This is a genomic window from Streptomyces sp. NPDC079141, from assembly GCF_040686775.1.
Taxonomy (GTDB): domain Bacteria; phylum Actinomycetota; class Actinomycetes; order Streptomycetales; family Streptomycetaceae; genus Streptomyces.
The window spans coordinates 1-11687 of record NZ_JBFBLP010000027.1 but is presented as its reverse complement, the minus strand read 5'-3'; the positions used below and the strand labels follow the sequence as shown (position 1 = coordinate 11687).

Below are 11687 nucleotides of genomic sequence, written 5' to 3'. Positions count from 1 at the left end.
GTCAGTTCTGCGAAGGCACCGACGACGTGTTCCCGGCCCCCGGCTCCAGCGCGTCCAGCGCCCGCCGCAGGCCCGTGAGTTTGCGTTCGAGATGAGCCGCGGTGGCGACTGCCGCCGCGTCCGCCGACTCGTCGTCGAGCTGCTTGGACAGCGCCTCGGCCTGCTCCTCGACCGCGGCGAGCCGCGCCGACAGTTCGGCGAGCAGCCCCGCCGGTTCCTTGGTGTCCGTGCCCGCGACCTTGCCGCCGCCCTCCAACTGGAGTCGCAGCAGCGCCGCCTGCTCTCTGAGCTGGCAGTTCTTCATGTACAGCTCGACGAACACCGACACCTTCGCCCGCAGCACCCACGGGTCGAACGGCTTGGAGATGTAGTCCACCGCGCCCGCCGCGTACCCGCGGAAGGTGTGGTGAGGTCCATGGTTGATCGCGGTGAGGAAGATGATCGGGATGTCCCGGGTCCGCTCCCGGCGCTTGATGTGCGCGGCGGTTTCGAAGCCGTCCATTCCCGGCATCTGGACGTCCAGCAGAATGACCGCGAAGTCGTCCGTGAGCAGCGCCTTGAGCGCTTCCTCCCCGGACGATGCCCGCACCAGGCTCTGATCGAGCGCAGAGAGGATCGCCTCCAGCGCCAGCAGATTCTCCGGCCGGTCATCGACCAGGAGGATCTTGGCCTTCTGCACCATGGCCCGCCCTCCTCGCCCCGGCATGGGGCCTCCCCTGTCCGCAGGACTTGGGGAAGCACCGACGGGCGCCGCCCCAGGGGACGACTCCCTTTCGCCGCCCGTCCTCGTGCCGGTCATGGTAGCCGCACCCCGCCCGTCGCCACACCCTGTCACCGCGATGTCACTGTGCACGTAGCAGAAACGTAGCGGGAGACCAGAAGGTTCCCCGAATCCCGTACTGCTACACGGCGTCGAGCACACTGAGTCAGCAACTCCGCGTGAACACCGTAGGTTCCCGCGGGGTCCGGCCCCAGCCCGAACACCGGGCCCGTACGAACCCCGTACAAGCTCCGACCGTTCCGGTCACTCCTCCCGCATCCACTGCTCCATCACCGACAGCAGATGATCGGGGTCGACCGGCTTCGTCACGTAGTCGGAGGCGCCCGACTCGATCGCCTTCTCCCGGTCGCCCTTCATCGCCTTCGCCGTCAGCGCGATGATCGGCAGCCCGGCGAACTGCGGCATCCTGCGGATCGCCGTGGTTGTCGCGTACCCGTCCATCTCGGGCATCATGATGTCCATCAGGACGACCGCCACGTCGTCGTGCTGCTCCAGGACCTCGATGCCCTCGCGGCCGTTCTCCGCGTACAGCACGGACAGGCCGTGCTGCTCCAGGACGCTGGTCAGCGCGAAGACATTGCGGATGTCGTCGTCGACGATCAGCACCTTCTCCCCGCCGAAGCGGATCCCGCGGCGCGTCTGCGGCGTCGGCACCTGCTCGACGGTCGGCCACTGGTCCTGCTGCACAGGCCACTGGTCCTGCTGCACAGGCCGCTGTTCGAGCTCACTGGCGGCCCTGCGACGACGCCGGAAGAGCGCGGCGGCGCCGTTCTGGGTCTCGCGGTACGACTTCACCTCGGCCGGCGTCTCGATCTCCGCGTCCGTCAGCTCGGACAGGTCCGCTGCGGACGCCACGAAGTCGCCGACCTCCAGGACGGGCATGGACTGCTGGTGGTAGCCCTGCGGCGGCAGTTCGCTCGGGTGCAGCGGCAGATACAGGGTGAAGGTCGAGCCGCGTCCCGGCTCGCTCTGCGCATGGATCTCGCCGCCCAGCAGTTGCGCGATCTCCCGCGAGATGGACAGCCCCAGGCCCGTACCGCCGTACTTGCGGCTGGTCGTACCGTCCGCCTGCTTGAACGCCTCGAAGATCACCCGCATCTTGCTGGCCGCGATCCCGATACCGGTGTCGGTCACGGAGAACGCGATCAGCGGCGCGTCGGGGTCGGTCAGCGAACCGGCCTCCAGCAACTGCTCCCGGATCTGCATCGGCACGTCCCCGCCGGCCGGCCGGATCACCAGCTCGACCGATCCGGAGTCCGTGAACTTCACCGCGTTGGACAGCAGGTTGCGCAGCACCTGAAGGAGCCGCTGCTCGTCGGTGTGGAGCGTGGCGGGCAGTTCCGGCGAGACCCGCACGGACAGGTCCAGGCCCTTCTCCGCGGTCAGCGGCCGGAACGTTGCCTCGACGTAGTCGACGAGCTGGACGAGGGCGATACGCGTCGGGGAGACGTCCATCTTGCCCGCCTCGACCTTCGACAGGTCGAGGATGTCGTTGATCAGCTGGAGCAGATCGGAGCCGGCGCCGTGGATGGTCTCGGCGAACTCGACCTGCTTCGGCGAGAGGTTGGCGTCCGCGTTGTCGGCGAGCAGCTTGGCCAGGATCAGCAGCGAGTTGAGCGGCGTACGCAGCTCGTGCGACATGTTGGCGAGGAACTCGCTCTTGTAGCGCATCGACACGGCGAGCTGCTCGGCGCGCTCTTCGAGGACCTGCCGCGCCTCCTCGATCTCGGTGTTCTTCACCTCGATGTCACGGTTCTGCTGGGCCAGCAGCTCGGCCTTCTCCTCCAGTTCGGCGTTGGACGCCTGGAGGGCCTTCTGCCGGTTCTCCAACTCGGCCGACCGCTCCCGCAGTTGCTCGGTCAGCTCCTGCGACTGCTTCAGCAGCACCTCGGTCTTGGTGTTGACGGAGATGGTGTTGACGCTGGTCGCGATCATCTCGGCGATCTGGTTCAGGAAGTCCTTCTGGATCTGCGTGAACGGCGTGAAGGAGGCCAGCTCGATCACGCCGAGCACCTTGCCCTCGAACAGCACCGGCAGCACGATCACCTGCGCGGGCGGCGCCTCGCCTAGCCCGGAGGAGATCTTCAGATAGCCGCTGGGCGCGTTCTCCACGAGGATCGTGCGTTTCTCCTGGGCGGCCGTCCCGACCAGCGCCTCACCGGGCCGGAACGAGGTCGGCATGGAGCCCATCGAGTAGCCGTACGAGCCCAGCATCCGCAGCTCGTACTGGTCGTCGCCGTTGTGGCCCGCGTCGGGCATCGCCAGGAAGAAGGCGCCGTGCTGCGCGGAGACCACGGGCGTCAGCTCGCTCATGATCAGCGAGGCCACGTCCTGGAGGTCGCGGCGGCCCTGCATGAGGGCGGAGATGCGGGCCAGGTTGCCCTTGAGCCAGTCCTGCTCCTTGTTGGCGATCGTGGTGTCGCGCAGGTTGGCGATCATCTTGTTGATGTAGTCCTGGAGTTCCTGGATCTCGCCGGAGGCGTCGACGTCGATCTTCAGGTTCAGGTCACCGCGGGTCACCGCGGTCGCCACGCGCGCGATGGCACGCACCTGCCGGGTCAGGTTCCCGGCCATCTCGTTCACGGACTCGGTGAGGTCGCGCCAGGTGCCGTCGACGTCACGCACGCGTGCCTGGCCGCCGAGTTGTCCTTCGGTGCCCACCTCGCGGGCGACCCGGGTGACCTCCTCGGCGAACGAGGAGAGCTGGTCGACCATCGTGTTGATCGTGGTCTTGAGCTCCAGGATCTCCCCGCGCGCGTCGATGTCGATCTTCTTGGTCAGGTCGCCCTTGGCGATGGCGGTGGTCACCATGGCGATGTTGCGCACCTGACCGGTCAGGTTGGACGCCATCTGGTTCACCGACTCGGTGAGGTCCTTCCAGGTGCCGGCCACGCCCGGTACGCGCGCCTGACCGCCCAGGATGCCGTCCGTGCCCACCTCGCGGGCCACCTTGGTGACCTGGTCGGCGAACGAACTCAGCGTCTTCACCATGGTGTTGAAGGTGTCGGCCAGCTGCGCGACCTCGCCGCGCGCCTCGATCGTCACCGTCCGGGTCAGATCGCCGTTGGCGACGGCCGCCGCGACCTGCGAGATGTTCCGCACCTGCACGGTCAGGTTCTTGGCCATCAGGTTGACGTTGTCGCTGAGGTCCTTCCAGATGCCGGTGACGCCCGGCACATGCGCCTGACCGCCCAGGATGCCCTCGGTGCCCACCTCGCGGGCCACCCGGGTCACCTGCTCGGCGAAGGACGACAGCTGATCGACCATCGTGTTGACGGTGGTGACGAGTTCGAGGATCTCGCCCTTGGCGTCGACGGTGATCTTCTTCGACAGGTCACCCTTGGCGACCGCGGTCGTGACCTCGGCGATATTGCGCACCTGGATCGTCAGGTTGTTCGCCATGAAGTTCACGGACTGCGTGAGGTCCTTCCAGGTGCCGGAGACGCCCTGCACCTCGGCCTGACCGCCGAGCTGGCCCTCCGTACCCACCTCACGGGCGACCCTGGTGACCTCCTCCGCGAACGACGACAGCTGGTCCACCATCGTGTTCAGCGTGTTCTTCAGCTCCAGGATCTCCCCGCGCGCGTCCACGGTGATCTTCTGGGACAGGTCACCGCGGGCGACCGCGGTGGCGACCTGGGCGATGTTGCGCACCTGGGCGGTGAGGTTGCCGGCCATGCCGTTCACGGAGTCGGTCAGGTCCCGCCACACACCGGCGACGCCGGGCACCTGCGCCTGCCCGCCGAGCCGGCCCTCCGTACCCACCTCGCGGGCCACCCGGGTCACCTGGTCGGCGAAGCCGGAGAGCTGGTCGACCATCGTGTTGATGGTGTTCTTCAGCTCCAGGATCTCCCCGCGCGCGTCGACGTCGATCTTCTGGGAGAGGTCGCCGCGGGCCACCGCGGTCGTCACCTGGGCGATCTGACGCACCTGCGAGGTCAGGTTGCCGGCCATGAAGTTGACGGAGTCCGTGAGCTCCTTCCAGGTGCCGGACACGCCCGGTACGACGGCCTGGCCGCCGAGGCGGCCCTCCGTGCCCACGTCCCTGGCCATCCGCGTGACCTGGTCGGCGAAGGACGACAGCTGGTCGACCATCGTGTTCACGGTGTTCTTCAGCTGGAGCATCTCGCCGGAGACGTCCACGGTGACCTTCTGCGACAGATCGCCGTTGGCCACGGCCGTCGTCACCTGGGCGATGTTCCTCACCTGTCCGGTGAGGTTGCGGAACGCGGTGTTGACGGAGTCCGTCAGGTCCTTCCAGGTCCCCGCGGCCCCGGGCACCTGCGCCTGCCCGCCCAGCTCACCCTCGACACCGACCTCCCGGGCCACGCGGGTGACCTCGGAGCCGAAGGACGACAGCTGGTCGACCATGCCGTTGACGGTGTTCTTCAGCTCCAGCATCTCGCCGGCCACGTCGACGGTGACCTTCTGCGAGAGATCACCGTTGGCCACGGCCGTGGTGACGGCCGCGATGTCCCGCACCTGCGTGGTGAGGTTCCGGAAGACCGTGTTGACGGAGTCCGTCAGGTCCTTCCAGGTCCCCGCGGCACCCGGCACGTTCGCCTGCCCACCCAGCTGCCCCGCGGCACCGACCTCGTTGGCCACCCGCGTGACCTCGTCCGCGAAGATGCGCAGCGTCTCGGTCATCTGGTTGATCGTGTCCGCGAGCTGCGCGACCTCGCCGCGCGCCGACACGGTCACCTTCCGCGACAGGTCACCGCTGGCGACCGCGGTGGTGACCTCGGCGATACCGCGCACCTGGGCGGTCAGATTGCCGGCCATCAGGTTCACCGAGTCGGTGAGGTCCTTCCACACGCCGGCCACACCGGGCACCTGCGCCTGACCGCCGAGCTCACCCTCGGTGCCCACCTCGCGCGCGACACGGGTCACCTCGGAGGAGAAGGACGACAGCTGGTCCACCATCGTGTTGACGGTGTTCTTCAGCTCCAGCATCTCGCCGGCCACATGAACCGTGACCTTCCGGGACAGATCACCCTTGGCGACCGCCGTGGTCACCAGCGCGATGTCCCGCACCTGGGCCGTCAGCCGGTACGCCATCGTGTTGACCGAGTCCGTCAGGTCCTTCCACGAACCCGACATGCCACGCACGCGTGCCTGCCCGCCCAGCTTGCCCTCGGTGCCCACCTCGCTGGCCACCCGCGTGACCTCGTCGGTGAACGTCGACAGCTGGTCGACCAGATTGTTGACGGTCCGCCCGACCTTCAGGAACTCACCGCGCAGCGGATGCCCCGTCCCGTCCGTCGCCTGCGTCCGCAGCTCCATACGGGGCGACAGATCACCCTCCGCCACCGCGGACAGCACCCGGCCGACCTCGGAGACGGGCCGTACGAGGTCGTCGACCAGGGCGTTGGAGTTGTCGACGGCGGCCGCCCAGGAGCCCTCGCACGCGCCGGTTTCCAGCCGCTCCGTGAGCTTGCCCTCACGGCCCACCATGCGCCGCACCCGGGACAACTCGCCCGTCAGATGGAGATTCCGGTCGGCCACCTCATTGAAAACCGCCGCGATCTCGGACATCACGCCGTCGCCGGTCACCGTGAGCCGCTTGCGGAAGTTCCCGTCGCGCATCGACACCAGAGCCGCCAGCAGTCGGTTCAGGGCGGCCGTGTCCACCGCGGTCGTCCCGCCCCGCGGTTTCCGCTGGTTCGTCAGGGACTGTCCGCCTTTCGCACGCGTCCTCGTGCCCTGCGTCGCTGCGCCAGACTCCACTGTGTCCCTCCCGCAGGGGTCGACCATTACTGCCGTGCTCCGCGGTACCTGCTGCTCGGCGTACCGGGTACTGCTGCGCTTTTCTGCCGGATATACCAGGCCGCACCACGGGCTGCTGCCCGTCGTACGCGGAAGACACTCAGCCTGCCCGGACCTTCACAAGAAGCTTGCCCAGTGTTTCACCCTGGCTGAACCCGGCCATAACAGTTCGGCAGCTTCGCACATCGTCCGCACACCCTCCGGACGGAAACACTGCGGACCGGCATCCGCATGGACCGCGAAGGTAAGTAACCTTGCATGCGGCTGTCCAGCCGCACCGGTCCGTCCGGCCTGGGCGGTGGCACGGATACAAGCGGGCATCGGAGGGGCGGCCGCACACATGACCACCGGACTGATTCCGGGGGGACAGCCCTCGGACCCCCGGCCGACGGGCGGCCTGCCGCATCAGCGGCACGAGCCGGTCGGCCACGGAGCCCTGCACAGCGACAACCGGTCGAGGAGTTCTGTGATCACCGCGCGCGCGGCCGCCAGCTTCGAGCCCGTCGGGCGTTCGGTCGCGAGCGCCCGCTCGTTCGTCCGCGACACCCTGCAGGGCTGGGGCTTCGCCGACATCGTCGACGACGCCGTAGTGCTCACCAGCGAGCTGGTGACCAACGCCGTGGTCCACGCGGGAACTTCGGCCGACGTCCTGTGCCTGCGCAGCGACGACGGCGTACGCATCGAGGTCGCCGACCGCTACCCGGAGCGCGAGATCCCCCTCCAGGGCGCCGCCGTCAACATGGGCAGCCCCGACCGCGAGGGCGGCCGCGGCCTCCAGCTGTGCGCGGCCCTGGCCGGCCGCTGGGGCGTGGAGTACACGCCCACGCACAAGCAGGTCTGGTTCCAACTCGACCTCCCCGAGCGCCCGGTGGGCACCCGCGCCGCCGGCCCGTCGCTCCCCGCCGACCTCCTCCCGCTCGCCGACGGCCGCGTCCGCGTCGCCGTCGTCCAGATCGACCGCACCGGCGCCCTCACGTCCTGGAACGAGGACGCCGAGGACCTCTTCGGCTATACGGCGGAACAGGTCGTCGGCAAGCCCCTGACCGACCTGGCGGCCTGGCCGCACACCCCCGGCACCGGCACAGGCATCGCGGAAGCGCTCCAACTCTCACGCTGGGAGGGCAGTTACGGCATCCGAGGCGCCAACGGCCGGGTGACACCGGTGTACGCCTCCCATCTCCGCGTCCGCGACACCGGCGGCGAGCCCTCCACCGTCTGCCTTCTCGTCCGCGACCACGAACGCGCCGTACTCCAGACCCCGCTGCGCGTCCCGTCCTCCGACGCCTCATCCTCCGAGGGCCAGAGCACCGACCCCTTCGAGGTGTTCATCGGCTCGCCCGCCCCGGACGACCTGGACGGCCTCCTCCAGCGCACGGTGGAGCGCGCCCGCGACATGCTCGACGGCGACTCCGCCTTCCTGCTCCTCGCGACCGACGACGAAACGGAGTTGGAGGTCCGCGCCTCCACCGGACTGCCCTCCGCCCGCCAGCGCTTCGCCCGCGTCCCCGTCGAGGCGGGCCCCGGCCGCTACGGCTCCGCCCGCATGCCGGCCGTCCACGAGGACCTCACCATGGTCCCCGGCGCAGTACCGCTGCTGAGCGGCACGGGCATGCGCTCGGTCGTCACGGTCCCGCTGAAGGTCGAGGGCCGCCTCACCGGCTCCCTCGGCGTGGCCGCCGAGGGACCGGGCAGATACTCCAACGAAGAGGCCCTTCGCCTCCAGTTCGCGGCCGACCGCATCGCCCTGGCCGTCGAGTCGGCCCGCCTGGGCGAACTGGAGCGCCTGCGCCGAGGCTCACTGAGCTTCCTCGTGGAGGCCTCCGACCTGCTGGCCGGCACCCTGGACCGCGACCAGACCCTGGCCCTGATGGCCCAGATGACGGTCCCCACCCTGGCCACCTGGTGCGCCGTCTACACGATCGCCGACCAGGCCTCGGAACCGTACCTGTCGTACGTCCTGCACGAGGACGAGGAACTCATCGACGGCATCAAGTCGTTGCTCTCGAAGATCGCCCCACCCGACCCGGTCCCCACCCCCGGCGCCCGCGTCTGGTCGGCCCCCGCCCAGTCCGCCCACGAGGCCGCCCTGCGCACCTCCATGCGCAGCCTGGGCCTTGGCCAGCCCGTCGGCCGTATCAGCACGGGCATCGGCCCCACCCTGGCCACCGCCTCGGCGGTGGGCGGCGAGACCGTCGTCCTCCCCCTCGTCGCCCGCAACCGCGTCATCGGCATGCTCACCCTCGGCAAGCCCACCGACGAACACTTCCGCCAGGAAATCCTGGAGCTGGCGGAGGACCTGTCGCGCCGGGCCGCGCTCGCCCTGGACAACGCCCGCCTGTACTCGGAGCGCACGGCCATCAGCCAGTCCCTCCAGCGCAGCCTCCTGCCCCCCGAGCTCCCCGAGATCGACGGCGTCGAGGTCGAGGTCATCTACCGCGCGGCCGGCGAGGGCAACGAGGTCGGCGGCGACTTCTACGACCTGTTCCCCATCAGCGACGGCGCATACGGCTTCGCCATCGGCGACGTCTGCGGCACGGGCCCCAACGCGGCAGCGGTCACGGGCCTCGCCCGCCACGCACTCCGCCTCCTCGCCCGCGAGGGCCTCAGCGGCCCGGCGGTCCTGGAGCGCCTGAACTCCGCGATCCTCGACGAGGGCGCCCGCAGCCGCTTCCTCACCCTCCTCTACGGCGAGCTGCGCCCCCAGGAGGACGGCAGCGCCGAGCTGAAGGTGGTCTGCGCCGGTCACCCCCTCCCGCTCCGCCTGCGCCAGGACGGCACGGTCGAACCGGCCGCCGAACCCCAGCCGTTGCTCGGCGTCATGGAAGACCTGGAGCTCTACGAGCAGACGGTCACCCTCGACCCCGGCGACGTCCTGCTCTGCGTCACGGACGGCGTCACCGAACGCCGCGAGGGCAGCCGCATGCTGGGCGACGACGGCCTCACCGACGTCCTGACGACCTGCACGGGCCTGACGGCCGGCGCGGTCGCCGCCCGCATCATGCGAGCCGTGGAGCGCTTCGCCTCGGACGCCCCGTCCGACGACATGGCGATCCTGGCGATGCGGGTGCCGGGCCTCCACAAGGACTGAAAGCGAGAGGACACAGGGCATGAGTAAGGCCCCCCGCCCGGAAGGGCGAGGGGCCTTATCTGTGGAGCCCCCAAACGGAATCGAACCGTTGACCTTCTCCTTACCATGGAGACGCTCTACCGACTGAGCTATAGGGGCCTGTTGCCTTTACGGTCTCCCGCGCTGCAACGAGATAGATCATACCCCGAATTCGCGCGTGGTTCGAACCACCCATTCCTCTGGACCGCCCCATCCGCTCCTGCCACCATGCGCGCATGCTGACCCGAGGCACTCCGTCCTTACGCGGCCCACTCATCGCCGCTGCCCTGTGCACCACCCTCAGCCTGACCGGCTGCTCCTCCGAGGCCAATTCCGACACCGACGCCGGCGCCACCCCGTCCGCGAAGCCCACCCCGTCACCGAAAAAGGAAACCCCACGCCCCGGCAACCAGACGGTAGAACTGACCTGGAAGGGCACTCCCCGCACCTACAAGGTGCACGCACCCCCCGGCTACACCACGGACCAGCAACTCCCCCTGGTGATCGCCATGCACCCCTACCCGGGCACCGGCGAGGACGCCGAACAGATCTCCGGTCTGACAGCGAAGGCCGACAAGGAGGACTTCCTGGTCGCCTACCCGGACGGCCACGGCCAGGGCTTCAACGCCCTGATCTGCTGCGGCTCGGAGGACGACGTGGGCCTTCTCCGCACCATCACCGACCGCTTCGTCGACAAGTGGAACGTCAACCCCGACCGCATCTACGCGACCGGCATCTCCAACGGCGGCGACATGTCCTTCAAGGCCGCCGTGGAACTCCACGACATCTTCGCCGCCATCGCCCCGGTCAGCGGCGGTTACATAGGCCCGGCCATGGACGACGACACATACGTCCCCAAAACCCCGGTCTCGGTCATCACCTTCATCGGCGAACTCGACAAGTACTACGAGGAGTTCGACGCCGGCATCACGGCCTGGCAGAAACGCCTGCGCTGTGAGACGGGCCCACCCGGCAAGGTGGCGAAACAGACCACCCGCACCACGGCCCGCTGCCCCGACGGCTCCCGAGTGGTCACCTACCGCCTGGCCGAGATGACCCACTCATGGCCCGGCGGCCCCAGCAGCGACATGGCCTTCACCGACACAACGGTCAACGCCACCGACCTGCTGTGGGAGTTCTTCCGTTCCCACCCCAAGAAGCGCACCTAGACGGCAGGCTGCAACAACCCACCCAGCGCGTTGCACGCGGAGACGATCCGCTGCATGTCCCGCTTCGTCAGCGCGGCGTCCACGGGCAGCGCGAGCGTCTCGTCGGCGGCCCGCTCGGTCTCCGGCAGCGACACACACCGACGGAACTCGGGCAGCCGGTGCACGGGCGTCTTCACCGGCACCCGGCAGTCAACTCCCCTGGCCCGCACGGCCCGGGCGAAAGCGTCCCGGTCCGGCCGCCCGTTCCCCGGCACCCGCACGACGTACTGCTGATAGGTGTGCCCGTCGCCCCCGTCGGGCGTTCCCACACCCTTCAGCTTGGCATCCAGATAGGAGGCCCGCTGCCGCCGCTGAGCAATCTCGTCGTACGGCGCCTCGGACTCCCCCTGCTCCAGCACGAGCAGCCCGTGCCGCTGTCCGACACCGCGCAACCGCACGACATCGGCCGACCGCCCGAAGCGATGCACGACAACGACAGCCGCCGTCCGCGCACTTACGACCGCCTCGACGGCGGCGGCATCCAGGCAGTAGGTCACCGGATCTATGTCGGCGAACACCGGAAGCGCCCCCGCCAGGACCACGGCCTCGGCAACTTCGGCGTTCCCGAAGGCCGGTACGACGACCTCGTCACCGACTCCGACGCCGGCGGCCCTGAGCATTGCAGCAGTACCCATGTCGGGGATGTTGGTTGCGCAACGTGAACTTCAAGTGACGCGCAACAAAAAAGGGTTGGACCCCGAACCGAAGTTCCGGATCCAACCCTTTGAAGAATTGTTCGGCGGCGTCCTACTCTCCCACAGGGTCCCCCCTGCAGTACCATCGGCGCTGTGAGGCTTAGCTTCCGGGTTCGGAATGTAACCGGGCG

At 68.9% G+C, this 11687-nt stretch carries 5 protein-coding genes, 1 tRNA gene and 1 rRNA gene; 2 read left to right on the top strand and 5 right to left on the bottom strand.

Annotated elements, in window-relative coordinates; genetic code table 11:
- Position 1: 1 nt before the first annotated feature.
- Together AB0Q90_RS40275 and AB0Q90_RS40270 are read right to left on the bottom strand one after the other, a co-directional pair.
- Positions 2–682 (bottom strand): response regulator, encoded by a 681-nt coding sequence (locus AB0Q90_RS40275; protein ID WP_363165351.1) that lies wholly within the window; start codon positions 680–682, stop codon positions 2–4.
- A 342-nt stretch (positions 683–1024) separates the two neighbouring features.
- Positions 1025–6508 carry a HAMP domain-containing protein gene (locus AB0Q90_RS40270; RefSeq protein ID WP_363165350.1) on the bottom strand — a complete coding sequence of 1828 codons (5484 nt, stop codon included), beginning with the start codon at positions 6506–6508 and terminating at the stop codon, positions 1025–1027.
- Positions 6509–6887: 379 nt separating this feature from the next.
- Here AB0Q90_RS40270 and AB0Q90_RS40265 point away from each other — a divergent pair, with 379 nt between their 5' ends.
- Entirely contained in the window at positions 6888–9635 is a 2748-nt protein-coding gene (locus tag AB0Q90_RS40265) for a SpoIIE family protein phosphatase (RefSeq protein WP_363165349.1), read from the top strand.
- Between the two features lie 62 nt (positions 9636–9697).
- Here the strand turns inward: AB0Q90_RS40265 and AB0Q90_RS40260 are convergent.
- Positions 9698–9773, bottom strand: a tRNA-Thr gene (locus AB0Q90_RS40260).
- Between the two features lie 116 nt (positions 9774–9889).
- Between AB0Q90_RS40260 and AB0Q90_RS40255 the strand changes: the two genes are divergently transcribed.
- Entirely contained in the window at positions 9890–10822 is a 933-nt protein-coding gene (locus AB0Q90_RS40255) for a PHB depolymerase family esterase (protein ID WP_363165348.1), read from the top strand.
- Here AB0Q90_RS40255 and AB0Q90_RS40250 read toward each other — a convergent pair.
- Complete coding sequence (locus AB0Q90_RS40250) at positions 10819–11481, bottom strand: DegT/DnrJ/EryC1/StrS family aminotransferase (RefSeq protein WP_363165401.1); 663 nt, start codon at positions 11479–11481, stop codon at positions 10819–10821. The genes AB0Q90_RS40255 and AB0Q90_RS40250 overlap by 4 nt on opposite strands.
- Before the next feature lie 114 nt (positions 11482–11595).
- Positions 11596–11687 (bottom strand): 5S ribosomal RNA (gene rrf, locus AB0Q90_RS40245); the annotation flags it as partial.